Source organism: Bradyrhizobium sp. 154, assembly GCF_023073875.1.
Lineage (GTDB): Bacteria > Pseudomonadota > Alphaproteobacteria > Rhizobiales > Xanthobacteraceae > Bradyrhizobium.
This window is the reverse complement of the sequence record NZ_JADPKG010000050.1, coordinates 98351-113922: the sequence shown is the minus strand read 5'-3', so window position 1 is coordinate 113922 and position 15572 is coordinate 98351. Positions and strand designations below refer to the sequence as shown.

The following is a 15572-nucleotide window of genomic DNA, read 5'->3' as shown; positions in this document are numbered from 1 at the left end:
ACGCTGGCATGGTCGCGGCTGCCCCTAGCGGCGAGGCGACGACCCCTCTGAAGCTCGACGATGCGCCACTGAGCAATATCGCTCAGCCGCTGGCCAGTGGGCAGGTCACCGCGACGGCGCTGACCAAAGCCTACCTCGCGCGCATCGAGGCCTACGATCGCGGCGGACCCGCGCTCAACGCCGTGCGCGCGCTCAATCCCGACGCGCTCGCGATCGCGGGCAAGCTCGACACCAGCAGACCGTCGGCCAGGCGGCCGCTGGCGGGCATCCCGATCCTGGTGAAGGACAACATCGCGACCGGAGACAAACAGCCGACGACGGCGGGCTCGCTGGCGCTGGAAGGCGCGCGCGCCCGGGACGATGCCACGATCGTCAAGCTGCTGCGGGACGCGGGCGCAGTGATCCTCGGCAAGGCGAACCTGACCGAGTTCTCCAACATGCTCGCGGTCGACATGCCCGGCGGCTACTCGTCGCTGGGTGGTCAAGTGAAGAATCCTTATGGGCCGGCGCTGATGGGCGAGCATGGCATCCCGATCCTGACTCCCGGAGGCTCGAGCGCGGGTTCGGCGGTGGCGGTGGCGGCAGGCCTGTGCGCAGCTTCGATCGGCACCGAGACCTCGGGCTCGCTGCTGTTCCCCGCCAGCCTGAACGGCCTCGTCACCGTCAAGCCGACCGTCGGGCTGATCAGCCGTGCCGGTATCGTGCCGATCGCGCACAGCCAGGACACTGCAGGGCCGATGACGCGCACCGTGCGCGACGCGGCGATGCTGCTGAACGTGCTGGCGGCCAAGGACCCGCTCGACCCGGCCACGCAAAAGCAGCGGCGGCCTGCCGATTATACTGCGGGCCTCGCGCGGGATACGATGAACGGTGCGCGCATTGGCGTGCCGAGCGACCCGGCCGACCCGCTGAACGATTGCTTCTACGGCAAGCTGCTGCCCGACAGGATCAAGGTCATGACCGAGACGATCAAGGTGCTGGAGGATCTTGGCGCCGTCATCGTGCGCGCCAATATGCCGACGCTCGGCTGGATCGGCGGACCGGGCACCACCATGGCCGTGCTCAACCGCAATCCGTTGAGCGAGCAAAAAGGTACTGTCGCAAGGCCGCCGGTCGTCTTCCTCTATGAGCTGAAGCACGACCTCAATCTCTATTTGAACACATGGGCCACAAACACGGACATCAAGAGCATCGCCGACATCGTGGCCTTCAACGAAGCGAACGCGGAGAGGGCGCTGCGTTTCGGCCAAGATCATTTCCTCGCCGCCGACATGACCAGGGGCGATCTCAGCGAGCGCGAGTACAAATCCGCGCGCGCCATGGATCTGCTCTCGGCCAAGACGCGCGGCATGGATGCCTACATGAACGAGCACAAGCTCGATGCGGTGCTGTTCGCAGGCGCCACCGGCGCCGCGATCGCCGCGAGGGCAGGCTATCCCAGCGTCATGGTGCCCGGAGGCTTCATCTCGGGAACGATCGACGGCAAGGACACGCCAGACTATCCGCTCGGCGTCACCTTCGCAGGCCGTGCCTGGAGCGAGCACAAGCTGCTGCGTCTGGCCTACGCCTATGAGCAGGCCTCCAACAAGCGCAAGCCGCCGCCCGGCTTGCTGGCGCCTTGGACCTCACCGGCAGACACCCGATCAGCCTTGCATTGATGAATTGGATCGCTGCTTTCGATCGTAACGCGGACACCCGGGCCCGTCCGCTGGTGCCGCCTTTGTGACCCAACTGAGACATTGGCGCAGAGCTTCTGTCTCGCATCTTGCGTTTAGGAGCACGGCGGCTCTTCGCTCGCCCCGGCTGCCTCATCGTGGATGGCGACACCCTCCAAAATCGTCCGCCTATCGGTGCAGACCGGAAGTGACTAGCGGGCAGCCAGAACAACGCTTTTGACCCGATGCAGACAGGACCGTCTCGCTGCGAGCCTATCCTTCCGGCACACCTGCCAAGCTTAGGCCCTCGTAAATGCGCTCGCGCTGGGCCAGGAAGGTCGGGTTTTCACTGCGCCGCTCGTTGCGAAATCTAGCGACGGTAAAGTTCGGGTCCAACCGAAGCCCGGCATTCCGCGCCTCCCGCGCCTCCGTAGCGCGACCGCTGAGCGCTGAGGCCGCGGCCAGGAAAAAATGCGGCATGGCAACATTAGGATTTATTTCGACTGATCTGCGCAGCCGGTCTAGGGCTGAATCGAGCCGGCCGAGGAAGAGGTCGGCGATCCCAAGCAGGGCAAGCCAGCGATCCAGTCCGGGATCGCGGGGGCTCAGCCGGATTGCGTTCATGAGATCGGCTTCTGCCTCTTCCGCGCGTCCGAGTAGCACCTTCATGAAGCCTGCGTCGGCATGGGCCCAGGCCAGATTGCGATCCAGCGCGATTGCGAACTCAAGCTCGCGCAGCGACCGCTCCGTCGCGCCCGAGACATGCAGGACATTGGCGTGTACGAAATGGGCCAGCGCGTTGCCCGGAGCAAGCGTCAATGCCTGAGTGATCGCGGTATGGGCGATACGTAGCTGTTCCTCGCGATTGGTCGAGGCAAAGGTGCGAAGTTCGTTGCCATGATAGAAGGCGAGACCGACCAACGCCTCGACATTGCGAGGGTCCAACCTGAGCGCCGCGTCGAACAGGTCGCACGCCGCGCGGTCGCGGCGCAGCGACAAGGGTTGGTTGAGGATTGCCCAGCCGCGCATCGCCAAGTCTACGGCATCCATGTTGTTCGGCCGTTCGCGCTCGGCCCGGCGGCCTTCCGCGGCAACGAGCTGGATGCCCACGGTCCGGGCGAGGCGCGTGGTGATCTCATCTTGCATGTCGAAGATATCGGCGCGCGGCTTGTCGAAGCGTTCGGCCCAAAGGTGCGCGCCGGTTTCGGTGTCGATGAGCTGCGCGTTGACGCGTACGCGGTCGCCGCCGCCCTGCACGCTGCCTTCCATCACGTAGCGCACACCAAGCTCGCGGCCGATTACGCGGACGTCGACTGGCTTGCTTTTGAAGGTGAAGGCGGTGTTGCGAGCTATGACGAAGGCTCCAGGAATGCGCGACAGGTCGGTTGTGAGACTTTCAGTGATACCGTCGACGAAGTAGTCCTGCTCGCTGTTGCCATCGAGGTTGACGAAGGGCAGGACCACGATGGAGAGCCGCGGTGCGATGGCCGTGTGCGGCGCCGTTGCTGCGGCGCGCATCGGTGAAAGCGAATAGACCTGCACCGGCTCGGCGATGTTCTTCAGTTGCTGCTGGCCGCGATCTTGTGCGGCGATGTCCATTTTGCCACGTACTTGGTGATAGGCCGCACTAGACAGGCAGATACCACCAGGCTCGGCAATCTGCTCCAATCGCGCCGCCACATTGACCCCATCGCCCATGAGGTCGCCATCGTCCTCCACGACCACGTCGCCAAGGTTGATGCCAATGCGGAACTCGATACGCCTATCCGGTGCTAAGCCGGCGTTGCTCTCGACCATAGCCCGTTGCACATCGACCGCCGAGCGAACTGCATCCACCACCGAGGCGAACTCGGCCAGCAAGCCATCTCCGGTGGTCTTGACGATGCGTCCGCGATGGGCCGCGATAACAGGATCGATCAAGCTCTTGCGGATGACTCGGAGGCGATCGAGCGTACCTTCCTCGTCAGTTGCCACCAGCCGACTATAGCCGACTGCATCGGCCGCGAGGATCGTGGTCAACCGTCGGTTTGGCCGCTCGATCGCCAAGTTTCCCTCCTGGATCGATCGAGGCCAGTCTACGCATTTAGTTGCAGGTGCCAAGGGATTTGACATGAGGGAGCGGTCGAGGTGTCTGATCCTGCTCCATAGCGTCGCCGGGCTGGTTCGCTAGCGTCGGCTCATGAAGACGGACCGGATTCAGCCGGCCAAGCGGCTAAACGGCGCGGATGACTCGAAGCAGACAGGCGGGCCCCTTAGGTGAGTGATTGCCGCGGCCGACGCGATCCTTCGCCTCCGTCAGCCGTCGCGCAATTCCGATGCTCTGCAAGCGCTAAATAGAGGGGCCGCGCCGACGCCGACTCCGCTTTCGGGCAAAGCCTTATGTCCGGTTGTGGCCAGGAAGCGGACGTAAGGTCACCCATCGCTAGGCTGCTGTGGATAGTGGTTGGCGCGTGAGTCGATTCATTTGGAAGAATAACCTTTTTCGCAACTACCAAAGCGTGTGTGGCAAAGTGAGGGAGTAACCGGGAAGCCGAACTGTCCAGAGTGAGGCCCGCGACGAGGGAGCTGCGCCGCAAGGGCATTGAACGTTTGGAACCCTCATGCGTTAGCCGCACGGATGAAGGCCGGATGGACCATCCGGCATGACGACGCGGCCACGGAGTTCGGTTCTTGCTTAAGCTTTACAGGTGGCCGTCGGACGACTGGCACGGCATCGGTGCGGAAATGCCCTCGGAGATCATCTGGGCCGATCTCTTGAACGCGAGTGACGAGGAAAAGCAGTTCGTCGAACGACTGCTCGGGATCCGCATTCCCTCGGAAGAGTCCCTCAGCGAGATCGAGGCGTCGAGCCGCCTGATCCTCGACCACGGGGCGCTCTATCTCAGCTCGCCCGCGCTCCGGCCCAGCGAAAACAAGGAGGCCGAGATCACGCCGGTGGGGTTCGTCATTGGCCCGCATGTTCTGGTGACGGTGCGCTTTGCGGAGCTGCCGATCTTCGACGACGTCGGCAAGCGCATCGGCTCCGACGACAGCCTGGAGAACGGCATGTGCGTGTTCACCAGCCTGCTCGAGGCCATGGTTGACCGTGGCGCCGATGTCCTGGAGCATCTCGGCGCCAAGGTGGACCGGCTCTCGCGGGGCGTCTTTAGGGGCGGGCTGGTTCGCACCCAACGTCCGGTGCGCTCCAGCCGCAGGATGCGCGAGGCGCTGGAGAATATCGGCGAGCTGGCCGACCGGCTGGCCAAGGCGCGCGATGTCCTGCTCGGGGTCGGCCGCGTTGCCTCGTTTGCCGGCGATGTCGGCAGTGAATGGATCAGGGCCGCGTCGAAGAAACGTCTCGAGGCGGTGTCGAAGGACGTCGTTTCACTCAGCGACTACGAGACACGACTGTCCGACAAGATCCAGCTGCTGCTCGATGCGGTGCTCGGCTTCGTCAACATCCAGCAGAACGAGCTGTTCAAGATCCTGACGATCGTCTCCGTTGTCGGCGTGCCGCCGACCATCCTGGTCGGCATCTGGGGCATGAACTTCAAGCACATACCAGAGCTGGACTGGACCTTCGGCTATCCGTTGGCCTGGCTTGCGGTGATTGCCAGCGGCGTGCTTCCGCTGATCTGGTTCAAGCGGCGCGGCTGGTTCGATTGAAGCGGCGGCGCACCGTTCGAAAGCGATGCGCCGCTGCTTTGATCATGCTGCCCTGGCGTCGACATTGCCGATCCAGTCGCGGGCCAGCGTGACGTCGGCTTGCGACAATGGGTGCCCTGCCGGCAGGACCCTGTGGGTGACGCTCGCGCCTGCTTGCGAGAGCAGAGCCGTGAGGTGGGCTGAATTGCCAGCCGGCACGATCGGGTCGCCTTGCCCGGACAACAGCAGGACTGGCTTGCCTGCAAGATCGGTTTTTGGCGGATCCGACAGCGGTACCATGGCGCGCAACAGGATCGCGCCTGCAAGCACGTCCGGCTCCAGCAGCAACAGCGCGGCAGCGATGTTGGCACCGTTAGAGAAGCCGACCGCGACCGGCGCGGCGAGGCCGTAACGTTGTCGCGCCTCCGTGACGAAGTCGGCGAGTTCGTGTGCGCGCCGGCGCAAATCGTCCTCGTCGAACACGCCTTCGGCCAGGCGGCGGAAGAAGCGCGGCTTGCCGTGCTCGAGCACGCGGCCGCGCGGCGAGAGCAGGGCGGCGCCGGGCGATATCATTCGGCCGAGGCCGAGCAGGTCGTTCTCGTCACCGCCGGTGCCGTGCAGCAGCAGGAGTGGGGCCGAGCCCGCGTTGGCCGCGGGCTCGAAACGATGGATGAATGAACTCTCGGTCATGACACACTCTCTTCAAGGTTCGGCAACACTTCCTCGATCTGCTTGCGGTGCGCTTCGAGGAAGCCGGGCAGCTTCAGGTCGCGGCCCAGGGTCGCGACGGGTTCGTCGACGGCGAAGCCGGGGATGTCGGTCGCGATCTCGAACAGCACGCCGCCGGGTTCGCGGAAGTAGATCGAGCGGAAGTAGTTGCGATCCCTCTGCTCGGTCGGGTGCAGGCCGTGATTGCTCACGAGCTTTTGCGCCATCTGGCCCTGCTCGGCGTCGTCGGCCGCGCGGAAGGCAATGTGATGCACCGAGCCGCCGCCCTGATGTCCCCGCAAGAAGCCCTGGGCTTCGTAGATGTCGACGACGCTGCCTTCGGCATCGCCCGCTGCCTTGAAGCGGATCACCGAGCCTTCGCGCGCGGTCTCCTTGAAGCCGAACACGTCGGTGAGGACGGCCGCCGTCTTCACTGCGCTGTCGAGCAGCAGGGTCACGCCGTGCAAGCCGCGGATCGCATGCTCGGCCGGCACGTCGCCATTGCTCCAGCCCGGCTCGTTCTCGGCGCCGGGAATGCCGACCAGCGCGAGCGCCATCCCGTCGGGGTTGCTGAACGGCAGCACGGACTCACCGAAGCGCTTCTCCAGCGCCTCGTGAGCAATGCCCTTCTCGATGAAGCGCTGCGTCCAGTAGGCGAGCGAGCGCTGCGGCACGCGGAAGGCGGTCTGATGGGTTTCGCCGACACCGCGGCGGCCGGCCGAAACGCCCGCCCACGGGAAGAAGGTCAGGATGGTGCCGGGGCGGCCGGTCTCGTCGCCGTAATAAAAGTGATAGGTGGCAGGGTCGTCGAAATTGACCGTCTTCTTGACGAAGCGCAGGCCGAGGTCCCGGGTGTAAAAGCCGAAGTTCCTCATGGGATCGCCCGCGATCGCGGTGACATGGTGCAGTCCAGACATTGTCGTCCTCCAAAATTCGGGGAGCATCGTGCTCTGGTTGGAAATATCGTTCCGCTTTGGATTGGAGACAATCCATGCAAATATGACGGCTATGTCTATGAATTGGAAACAATAGGCGCGCCCGATTGGACAAGGTGGCCAGCCTCCGGGCTTTCGTAAAAGTGGTCGAAAGCGGCAGCTTTGCGGAAGCCGGCCGCCAGCTGCGGCTGTCGCGCTCGGCGATCAGCAAATACATCGCGGACCTCGAGGAGAGTCTCGGCGTCCAACTCCTGAACCGCACCACGCGGCACGCGAGCCCGACCGAGAACGGCCAGCGCTATTTCGAGCGTGCGGTGGTGATCCTCTTGGAGATCGAGGCTGCGGACCAGGCGGTGACGCAGGCCCAGTCGGCGCCGCGGGGCCTGTTGCGCGTCAACGCGCCGATGTCGTTCGGCACGATGCGGCTGGGGCCGGTGCTCGCCGATTTCATGGCACGCTATCCCGAGTTGCAGTTCCAGATCGTGCTCAGCGACGATTTGCTCGATCCGGTCCAGGACGGATTTGACGTGACGTTGCGGATCGCGGAGCTGGAATCCTCCAGCCTGATCGCGCGCAAGATCATGCCGGTGGCGCGCATGATCTGCGCTTCGCCGGATTATCTGGCGCGTCACGGCACCCCAAATCATCCGCAGGATCTGCGCGAGCACGCCGCGCTGACCTACGGCTTCCTACTCACCGGCAATCAGTGGAAGCTGACCGGCACTGATGGCGATCACTGGATCCAGCCGGCCTGGTCGCTCTGCGTCAACAACGCCGAGGTGCTGCGCGACGTCGCGATCAACGGCAGGGGGCTGGCGCTGCTGCCCGAGTTCATCGCCGCGGATGCGTTGAAGAAGGGCGAGCTGCGGACGGTGCTGAACGACTATTTCGCGCCGCCGCTCGCGCTTTATGCGGTGTATCCGCCGACGCGGCATTTGTCGGTCAAGGTGCGTCTGTTCATCGACTTCCTGGTCGAGCGTTTTGGCCGCGAGCGGGACGAAGCCGGCGGACGCAGACGTGCGGAGGCTAGGGATACTATTATACCGTAACGGAGACTGAACTTTCTTCCGATCGCTCAGGACTCATACTTGCGTCCCGACTTCGCGCTTAGGACCAGAGAGCTTCAGCCGCTGCCGGGGCGTCGCCGAGGGCTCTCTTTCGTGCCGCTGCGAAAAGCGGCGGCGTGATGTGTGGCTCGCCGACACTTCTCGACTTGATTCCAACAAGCGCAGGAGGAGCCTATGCGGAAGTCTCTCAGCTTTTTCCTTTCTGGCGTAGCATTGATCGTCGCGGCGTCAACCGCTGTAGCGGGCGAGCGGGTGCTTGAGTTCAAGCTGGTTACAAAGCCGATCGATCTCAAGGTCATCGAGGCCGCAAACGTCGAAGGACAGACGGTTGTGTCAGGCAAATTCTTTGGAGTCGCCGTTTTCAACGACGGCCGTATCGGAGTGAAAGAGTTCGTCAATACTTCGGACTTGCTCAAAGGGTCGGGCCCGTTCTTCGGCTACAGCACTTACACGTTCGAGGAAGGCTCGATTACGGCGCGCTACACCGGTTCGGCCAAAGACGGCAAATCAACGGGCGAATACACGATCCTATCGGGCACAGGTGCCTATGCGAACGCCACGGGTACGGGCACAATCGAAAGCGCGCCGAACCCATTCAAGGGCGTCAACCTGCTAAACATAAAGCTCGTCGTTAAAACGTCCGGTTCATGACAGCGCAATGTTCACAGGTCCCACACCAAGGAAGTTGATCCCTTGTGTGGCGTGTTGGCCGGCCGGCGGCACATTGCCGGCCGGGCGACCTGCTGAAGAACCGGGCGGGCGCGGTCGCCCCACTGGTCTTGATCGTAGGCCTGCAGGATGCGGACAAAATCGGCCATGCTGGATTGATCTCGGTTTTCGGCCATAGCCTCAACCTGAGTATCGGATGCGGGCTGGCTCGCTTGCCAAAACCGCCCGAGGACATCGGCGATGTTTCTCATGACGTACTCTCTGCAGCCAACTGTGACAGTAGACACCAAGTACTGGAGCGGCATCGCACCGTTCGCTAGGAGAAAAGCCGGCGGACGCTACACGGCCGGACTTGTCCTGCAACTGCCGGCTCGCGCGGCCGGTTCCGTTGCTTTTCACTCCGCGTTCATAGTTAGCACTGAGCACTTGGTTGTCGCCATTGTGCGCGGGTATGGCGAGACCATACTGAGGTAGGCTCAGATTGATGAATCGGGAAAAGTTCGATTCGCTCTGCCGCGAATTTCACACGCCGCGAAGAGTCGCGATTTCGGGCCTGGTCTTCACCTTCAGGCATCGAGGGCGTTTCGATACGCTGGTCTCCGCTAGCGCCTCAGCGTGAACTCGTCCGCACTGCGCCGGTGCTCCCATTTCGCCTGCTCCAGTTCGGGCCGGTCGCATTGGACTTCCGGATAGCCGATGCAGAGATAGGCGATGAACTTCCATGATTCCGGCACGTCGAGAATGGCGTGAATGCGCGCAGGATTCAGGATCGAGATCCAGCCGAGCCCGATGCCTTCCGCGCGCGCGGCGAGCCACATCGCGGTGATCGCCGCGACGACCGAATATTCCGTCGTCTCCGGCATGGTGGCACGGCCGAGGCCGTGACCGATGTCGCTGGCCTTGTCGGCAAACACGGCGAGGTGGCCAGGAGCCTGTTCGAGACCCGACAGTTTCAGCGTGGCATAGCGGGTCGCGCGCTCGCCGGTATAGGCGTTCAACGCATCGGCATTGCACGATTTGAAGTCGTCGATCACGGCTTGGCGCCGTGCGGCGTCGTCGACCGTGACGAAGCGCCAGGGCTGGCTGAGACCGACCGATGGCGAGAGACAGGCGGTCTCGATCAGGCGCTCCACCGCGCCGCGTGGTAACGGATCGCCGCGAAAACGCCGCACGTCCCGGCGCCATACGAACAGCTCGCGTAATTGTCGGCGGAAGGCGTCATCGAACTCGACCATGGGTCAGCGTCCGACCTGGAAGGCCGCGGCAACCAGCAGGATCATGATCTCGCCTGTCTGCTCGAACGCGCCGAGGATGTCGCCGGTCTGCCCGCCGATCTGGCGGATGGCGAGCCGCGCCAGCATGAACCCGGCGAGCGACAGCAGGATCAGGGCGACCAGCGCCTTGCCCGGCCCGAGCGCGAGGACGAGAGCGAGCGTCCCAAGTGCGAAGGCGATGGCGACACTGCGGCCCGGCGGCGGCCCCGCGCTCGCCGAAAGCCCATCCGGCCGCGCCAGCGGGACAAGCGACATGAAGGCCGGCACGCCTGCGCGGGCTGCGATGTGCGCCGCGCACAGCGCCAGCGTGACCGTCCATGGATTGGCGATCGCCGCGAGCGCACTCCAGCGCAGGCCGAACGACAGGATCAGCGCGCAGACGCCATAGGTCCCAATCCGGCTGTCGCGCATGATCTCGAGCTTGCGCTCGCGCGTTCGGCCGCCGCCGAGGCCATCGACGGTGTCGGCAAGCCCATCCTCGTGTAGCGCGCCGGTGATGAGGGCGGTAGCGGCCAGCGCGAGCAGGGCGGCAAGGTTCGGCGTCAGTCCGAACCGGCTGCACATCTTATAGACCAGCGCGCCGGCAAGTCCGACCAGCAGTCCCGCGACGGGCAGCGCCCAGGTTGCACGCGCGATGGCGCCGTCGCCTGCGGGCTTCGACGATGCCACCGGCAGAATCGTGACGAACGATGCCGCCATCCTGAGATCGGCGATGACGTCTCGCAGAAATTCGGCGCGCGGCATCATTTCAATTTCATCGGCAGGCCGGCGACGACGAACTCGACCTCGTCGGCAGCCGCCGCGATAGTCTGATTCATGAGGCCGGCGGCGTCGCGAAAGCTGCGTGCCAGGGCGTTGTCAGGAACGATGCCGAGACCGACCTCGTTAGTGACGAGAACAACTGGGCTTTTCAGCCGGGGCAGGGCGCCGGCAAGATCTTTCACCTCGCTCTCCCAGTCGCGTTCCGCATGCATCAGATTCGAGAGCCACAGCGTCAGGCAATCCACCAGCCTTGCGCCGCCGCCATCGGTTGCGACCAGCACCTGCACGAGATCAAGCGGCACCTCGCGCTCGATCCAGTCGGTTTCGCGCCGCGCGCGATGCGTGGCGATGCGCGCCTCCATTTCGGCATCGAGCGCCTCGGCCGTCGCGACATAGACGGGCTGCCCGGGAAAGGCCTTCGCTCGCGCTTCCGCACGCGTGCTCTTGCCCGATCGCGCTCCGCCCGTGATCAAGATGACGGCCATGAAGGTCTCCTATCAGCCCTGACTAATCACCAAACACGGCCAAAGACAAAGCCGAAATCGGGCCTGTAGGGGCTTGCGCTCTGCCTTCGCTTTGCGCAACAGGGGCGGAACAGGAGGCGCGTGTGGGCTTTGCGGCGGGGATGGTGGTGGCGATGGCGGCGGATGCCCTGCTGGGCTGGCCGTCGTGGCTGTTCGCGCGGATCGGCCATCCCGTGACCTGGCTCGGCCGCCTGATCGCGACTATCGACACCGCCTGGAATCGCGCGTCTGACCCGCCGGCGTTTCGCCGCGCCGCCGGCGTTGCCGGAGCGCTCGCGGTGATCGCGGTCTCAATCGCGCTCGGCTGGATGCTTCAGTCCGTGCTTCCCTGGGGCTGGATTCAGATCGCGCTGGTCGGCGTCCTGGCCTGGCCCCTGGTCGCGCTGCGCTCGCTGCATGACCATGTCGCGGCTGTCGCGACGCCCTTGCAGGCCGGCGACATCGCCGCCGCGCGCGACGCGGTCTCGCGGATCGTCGGCCGCGATCCCGCGGCGCTCGATGAGGCCGGTATCGCGCGCGCGGCAATCGAGAGCCTCGCCGAGAACGCCTCCGACGCCGTCGTGGCGCCGGTGTTCTGGGGCGCGCTGTTCGGCCTGCCCGGCATCTTCGGCTACAAGGCGATCAACACACTCGACTCCATGATCGGACATCGCAGCGAGCGGCACGAAGCGTTCGGCTGGGCCGCAGCGCGCATCGACGATGTCGCCAATTTCGTTCCGGCGCGCGTGACCGGCTTCCTCTTCGTGCTGCTGGCGTCGCGGCGATCGGAGGCGCTGTCGTGCATGACCCGCGATGCCCGCCGCCACCGCTCGCCTAACGCTGGCTGGCCGGAAGCGGCCATGGCTGGCGCGCTCGGTGTGCGGCTCAGCGGCCCACGCATCTATCACGGTAGCGTCACGAACGAGCCCTGGCTCAACGAGGGCGCGCGCGATCCGCTCGCTGCGGACATCAATCATGGATTGACGGTCTATCGCAGGTCCATGCTGCTTCTCGCCGCGGTGCTTGCGGTCCTGGCCTTCGCGTGAAAGAACGGGGCATGCGCGAGCACGGTGGAAATCTCGATCTGGCACAGCAGCGTTTTGGCGGACGCGCAGAGGATTGGATCGACCTCTCGACAGGGATCAACCGGCTGCCTTATCCGGTAGGCGAGGTGAGCGCGCGCGCCTGGAGCGCGTTGCCGTCGCGCGCCGAAATCGATGCCTTGCATCAAGCCGCGCAGCACGCCTATCGCACGAGCGCACCTGTTGTTGCGATGGGCGGTGCACAGGCCGCCATTCAACTGCTGCCGCAGCTCGCGGCGCCTGGCCGCGCGCGCATCCTCGCGCCGACCTACAATGAATATGCCGGGGTCCTGTCGGCCGCGGGCTGGGATGTCCTGGAGGTCGGCGAATTTGACGCGTTGGCCGGCGCAGACCTCGCGATCGTCGTCAATCCCAACAATCCCGATGGCCGCCGCCATTCGCCCAAGGACTTGCTGGCACTGCTGCCGCGCGTCGGCCATCTCGTGATCGACGAGAGCTTTGCCGACGCCGTCCCGCAGCTGTCGCTTGCTTCGGAAGTCGATCGGCCGCGGCTGTTGATCCTGCGCTCGTTCGGAAAGTTTTATGGCCTTGCCGGCCTTCGGCTTGGCTTCGCAATTGGCAATGCGGCGGATATCGGCAAGCTTGCGTCGATGTCGGGTCCATGGCCGGTCTCGGGAGCGGCGATCGCGATCGGTTGCCGCGCCTTGCGCGACGATGCCTGGGCTGAGGCTACCTCAGCGCGGCTCGCACGCGACTGTGTTCGGCTCGACGCCATGGCGCAGTCGCAAGGCTGGACGCTTATCGGCGGCACGCCGTTGTTTCGTCTTTACCAGACACCTAACGCGCTGGCCGCGCAGGAAAAGCTCGCGCGCGCCCAGATCTGGTCGCGCGTTTTCGCGCGAGAGCCGGCATGGCTGCGCCTCGGGCTTCCCGGCAGCGAATCCGAATGGACGCGCCTTGCCGAGGTGCTAGCGGGCTAACGCGAGCAGGCCTTCGACGTCGAGATGCCTTTCGATGTGATCGGCGAGGGCATCGAGCGCGCTCTCGATCCTGGCATGATAGGGCTCGTTACCCGCGGGAATATCGAGCTTTGCCAGATATGCCTTGCGGAAATCATCCGACGTGAACAGGCCGTGCAGATAGCTGCCCTGGACGCGGCCATCGCGCGAGATCGCGCCTTCCGGCTTGCCGTTCAGTTTCGCAAATGGCCGCGCGCGATCGGGCCCGTCGGTGTGGCCGATGTGGATCTCGTAGGCCTCGATCGCCTGGTCGGTGGCGGCGTGCAAGGCGGAGACGCGTGTCAGCGTCTTCTGCGGCCTCATCACCGTTGTCACGTCGAGCAGCCCGAGACCCGGCGTGTCGCCCGCAGGTCCCTCGATGCCGTCAGGGTCGGCAACGCTGTGTCCGAGCATCTGATAGCCGCCGCAGAGCCCGAGCACATGGCCGCCCCGGCGGTGATGCGCCACGAGATCAATGTCCCAGCCCTGTGCTCGCAGGAAGGCGAGATCGCCACGAGTGGATTTTGAACCGGGGATGATGACCAGCCTCACATCGCCGGGGATTGCTTCGCCCGGACGCACCATGACGAGATCGACGCCGGGTTCGAGCTTGAGCGGATCGAGATCGTCGAAATTGGCGATCCGCGACAGGGCGAGGCAGGCGATCTTGCATTGGCCCGGCTTGCGCGCGTCGCGCAGGCCCAGCGCGTCCTCGGCCGGCAGCTCGCCGGCGCGCGCGAACCAGGGCAGCACGCCAAAGCCGCGCCATGCGGTTTTCGCTTCGATCAGCCGGTAGCCGTCATCGAACAGCGTGGGGTCGCCGCGGAACTTGTTGATGACGAAGCCCTGGATCATCGCGGCATCGTCAGGGTCGATGACCGTCCTGATGCCGACAAGCTGGGCGATGACGCCGCCGCGGTCGATGTCGCCGACCAGCACGACCGGCACGTTGGCCTTGCGCGCAAAGCCCATATTGGCGATGTCGGCCTTTCGCAAATTCACCTCGGCCGGGCTGCCCGCGCCTTCGACCAGCACCAGATCGGCGCGCGTCTTCAAGCGCGCGAAACTCTCCAGCACGGCGCCCATCAGCGAGGGCTTCATCGCCGCATAATCGCGCGCACGCACCGTTGCGATGCGCTTGCCATGGACGATGACCTGCGCGCCGACATCGGTCTCCGGCTTGAGCAGCACCGGGTTCATGTCGGTGTGCGGCTCGACGCGAGCGGCGAGCGCCTGAAGCGCCTGGGCGCGGCCGATCTCGCCGCCGTCGACGGTGACGGCGGCATTGTTCGACATGTTCTGCGGCTTAAAAGGGAGCACGCGCAGGCCGCGCCGCATGAAGGCGCGCGCAAGGCCCGCGACGATGAGCGACTTGCCCACGTCCGAGCCGGCCCCCTGGATCATCAGCGCGCGCGCCATGGCGAGATCGTATCAGAACTCGACGCCGGCTTGCGCCTTGATGCCGGACCGGAAGGGATGCTTGACCAGCGTCATCTCGGTAACGAGATCGGCGATCTCGATCAATTCGTCCTTTGCGTTGCGCCCGGTGAGCACGACATGCGTCATCGGCGGCTTTTGCGTCGTCAGGAATTCGACCACCTCGGCGATGTCGAGATAGTCATAGCGCAGCGCGATGTTGATCTCGTCGAGCACGACCATGCGCAAGGCAGGATCGCGAATCAGCTCCTTGGCCTTGTCCCAGCCGGCGCGCGCGGCGGCGATGTCGCGGGCGCGGTCCTGCGTCTCCCAGGTGAAACCTTCGCCCATGGCGTGGAATTGGCAGAGGTCGCCGAAATGGCCAGTGAGCAGGCGGCGCTCGCCGGTGTCCCAGGCGCCCTTGATGAACTGCACCACCGCGCAGGGCAAGCCATGGGCGACGCAGCGGACGATCATGCCGAAGGCCGAGGACGACTTGCCTTTGCCGGCGCCGGTGTGGACGATAACGAGGCCTTTTTCGCCGCTCTTGGTCGCCATGATCTCGTCGCGGGCGGCCTTCTTCTTTGCCATTTTCGCGGCGTGGCGGGCGTCGGTTTCCTCGCCCGTTTGGATATCCGGTTCAGGCGTCATCGTATCCGGTCCTTCGGCTTGACAAGTGGCGGCCACCGGCAAATGGTGGGTCTGCGCTGGTTCCTGTCCTATGACAGGCGAAGAGGGAATGCGATAGGGTCCGAATTGGCAAGATTTGGGTCCAAAATGCAGCCGCCCCCGCGACCGTGACCGGAGAGATGCCCGAAGCCACTGACCCCTAACGGGATCGGGAAGGCGGGGATCGAAGGGCAAAAGCCCTGCTCCGCAAGCCGGGAGACCTGCCAGCGCGGACGATTTTGGACCGGC

The 15572-nt window shown here is 64.8% G+C and carries 15 protein-coding genes and 1 riboswitch; of the genes, 6 read left to right on the top strand and 9 right to left on the bottom strand.

Annotated elements, in window-relative coordinates:
* Nucleotides 1-8: 8 nt before the first annotated feature.
* The gene (locus tag IVA92_RS12665) at nt 9-1658 is read left to right on the top strand and encodes an amidase family protein (RefSeq protein WP_249797138.1); all 1650 of its coding nucleotides are present in this window, start codon (nt 9-11) and stop codon (nt 1656-1658) included.
* A gap of 270 nt (nt 1659-1928) precedes the next feature.
* On the opposite strand, the gene IVA92_RS12660 is transcribed toward IVA92_RS12665, so the two are convergent.
* Entirely contained in the window at nt 1929-3701 is a 1773-nt protein-coding gene (locus tag IVA92_RS12660; RefSeq protein WP_247278207.1) for an adenylate/guanylate cyclase domain-containing protein, read from the bottom strand.
* Nucleotides 3702-4325: 624 nt separating this feature from the next.
* On the opposite strand from IVA92_RS12660, the gene IVA92_RS12655 reads away from it, so the two are divergent.
* Nucleotides 4326-5300 carry a magnesium transporter CorA family protein gene (locus IVA92_RS12655; RefSeq protein WP_247278206.1) on the top strand — a complete coding sequence of 325 codons (975 nt, stop codon included), beginning with the start codon at nt 4326-4328 and terminating at the stop codon, nt 5298-5300.
* 42 nt (nt 5301-5342) lie between these two features.
* Here the strand turns inward: IVA92_RS12655 and IVA92_RS12650 are convergent, their stop codons facing one another.
* Nucleotides 5343-5969 carry an alpha/beta hydrolase gene (locus IVA92_RS12650; protein ID WP_247278205.1) on the bottom strand — a complete coding sequence of 209 codons (627 nt, stop codon included), beginning with the start codon at nt 5967-5969 and terminating at the stop codon, nt 5343-5345.
* Nucleotides 5966-6904 carry a ring-cleaving dioxygenase gene (locus tag IVA92_RS12645; protein WP_247278204.1) on the bottom strand — a complete coding sequence of 313 codons (939 nt, stop codon included), beginning with the start codon at nt 6902-6904 and terminating at the stop codon, nt 5966-5968. Before IVA92_RS12645 ends, IVA92_RS12650 begins: the two co-directional genes overlap by 4 nt.
* Nucleotides 6905-7029: 125 nt before the next feature.
* Here IVA92_RS12645 and IVA92_RS12640 point away from each other — a divergent pair, with 125 nt between their 5' ends.
* Both IVA92_RS12640 and IVA92_RS12635 read left to right on the top strand, forming a co-directional pair.
* Nucleotides 7030-7971 carry a LysR family transcriptional regulator gene (locus tag IVA92_RS12640; RefSeq protein ID WP_247278203.1) on the top strand — a complete coding sequence of 314 codons (942 nt, stop codon included), beginning with the start codon at nt 7030-7032 and terminating at the stop codon, nt 7969-7971.
* 192 nt (nt 7972-8163) lie between these two features.
* Nucleotides 8164-8640 carry a hypothetical protein gene (locus tag IVA92_RS12635; protein ID WP_247278202.1) on the top strand — a complete coding sequence of 159 codons (477 nt, stop codon included), beginning with the start codon at nt 8164-8166 and terminating at the stop codon, nt 8638-8640.
* An 11-nt stretch (nt 8641-8651) separates the two neighbouring features.
* Here the strand turns inward: IVA92_RS12635 and IVA92_RS12630 are convergent, their stop codons facing one another.
* The 4 genes from IVA92_RS12630 to cobU all read right to left on the bottom strand — a co-directional run bounded on the left by IVA92_RS12630 (nt 8652) and on the right by cobU (nt 11179).
* Complete coding sequence (locus tag IVA92_RS12630; RefSeq protein ID WP_247278201.1) at nt 8652-8909, bottom strand: hypothetical protein; 258 nt, start codon at nt 8907-8909, stop codon at nt 8652-8654.
* 351 nt (nt 8910-9260) lie between these two features.
* Nucleotides 9261-9893 carry a 5,6-dimethylbenzimidazole synthase gene (gene bluB / locus IVA92_RS12625; RefSeq protein WP_247278200.1) on the bottom strand — a complete coding sequence of 211 codons (633 nt, stop codon included), beginning with the start codon at nt 9891-9893 and terminating at the stop codon, nt 9261-9263.
* Between the two features lie 3 nt (nt 9894-9896).
* Nucleotides 9897-10679, bottom strand: coding sequence for an adenosylcobinamide-GDP ribazoletransferase (gene cobS, locus IVA92_RS12620; RefSeq protein WP_247278199.1), 783 nt, complete (start codon nt 10677-10679; stop codon nt 9897-9899).
* The gene (gene cobU, locus IVA92_RS12615) at nt 10676-11179 is read right to left on the bottom strand and encodes a bifunctional adenosylcobinamide kinase/adenosylcobinamide-phosphate guanylyltransferase (RefSeq protein ID WP_247278198.1); all 504 of its coding nucleotides are present in this window, start codon (nt 11177-11179) and stop codon (nt 10676-10678) included. Before cobU ends, cobS begins: the two co-directional genes overlap by 4 nt.
* 122 nt (nt 11180-11301) lie before the next feature.
* Between cobU and cbiB the strand changes: the two genes are divergently transcribed.
* Both cbiB and cobD read left to right on the top strand, forming a co-directional pair.
* On the top strand, nt 11302-12243 hold the full coding sequence (cbiB, locus tag IVA92_RS12610) for an adenosylcobinamide-phosphate synthase CbiB (RefSeq protein WP_247278197.1): 942 nt from the start codon (nt 11302-11304) through the stop codon (nt 12241-12243).
* An 11-nt stretch (nt 12244-12254) separates the two neighbouring features.
* A complete protein-coding gene (gene cobD / locus IVA92_RS12605; protein ID WP_247278196.1) occupies nt 12255-13220 on the top strand; it encodes a threonine-phosphate decarboxylase CobD in 966 nt (321 codons plus the stop codon).
* Here cobD and IVA92_RS12600 read toward each other — a convergent pair.
* Both IVA92_RS12600 and cobO read right to left on the bottom strand, forming a co-directional pair.
* A complete protein-coding gene (locus IVA92_RS12600; protein ID WP_247278195.1) occupies nt 13209-14657 on the bottom strand; it encodes a cobyric acid synthase in 1449 nt (482 codons plus the stop codon). The genes cobD and IVA92_RS12600 overlap by 12 nt on opposite strands.
* A gap of 12 nt (nt 14658-14669) precedes the next feature.
* Complete coding sequence (gene cobO / locus IVA92_RS12595; RefSeq protein ID WP_247278194.1) at nt 14670-15305, bottom strand: cob(I)yrinic acid a,c-diamide adenosyltransferase; 636 nt, start codon at nt 15303-15305, stop codon at nt 14670-14672.
* Nucleotides 15306-15345: 40 nt separating this feature from the next.
* A riboswitch (cobalamin riboswitch) is annotated at nt 15346-15567 on the top strand.
* Nucleotides 15568-15572: the final 5 nt, after the last annotated feature.

Coding starts and splice junctions, on each gene's coding strand:
- IVA92_RS12665 (WP_249797138.1), top strand. CDS start 9: ATGGTCGCGGCTGCCCCTAGCGGCGAGGCGACGACCCCTCTGAAGCTC.
- IVA92_RS12650 (WP_247278205.1), bottom strand. CDS start 5,969: ATGACCGAGAGTTCATTCATCCATCGTTTCGAGCCCGCGGCCAACGCG.
- IVA92_RS12645 (WP_247278204.1), bottom strand. CDS start 6,904: ATGTCTGGACTGCACCATGTCACCGCGATCGCGGGCGATCCCATGAGG.
- IVA92_RS12635 (WP_247278202.1), top strand. CDS start 8,164: ATGCGGAAGTCTCTCAGCTTTTTCCTTTCTGGCGTAGCATTGATCGTC.
- IVA92_RS12630 (WP_247278201.1), bottom strand. CDS start 8,909: ATGAGAAACATCGCCGATGTCCTCGGGCGGTTTTGGCAAGCGAGCCAG.
- bluB (WP_247278200.1), bottom strand. CDS start 9,893: ATGGTCGAGTTCGATGACGCCTTCCGCCGACAATTACGCGAGCTGTTC.
- cobS (WP_247278199.1), bottom strand. CDS start 10,679: ATGATGCCGCGCGCCGAATTTCTGCGAGACGTCATCGCCGATCTCAGG.
- cobU (WP_247278198.1), bottom strand. CDS start 11,179: ATGGCCGTCATCTTGATCACGGGCGGAGCGCGATCGGGCAAGAGCACG.
- cobD (WP_247278196.1), top strand. CDS start 12,255: ATGCGCGAGCACGGTGGAAATCTCGATCTGGCACAGCAGCGTTTTGGC.
- IVA92_RS12600 (WP_247278195.1), bottom strand. CDS start 14,657: ATGGCGCGCGCGCTGATGATCCAGGGGGCCGGCTCGGACGTGGGCAAG.
- cobO (WP_247278194.1), bottom strand. CDS start 15,305: ATGACGCCTGAACCGGATATCCAAACGGGCGAGGAAACCGACGCCCGC.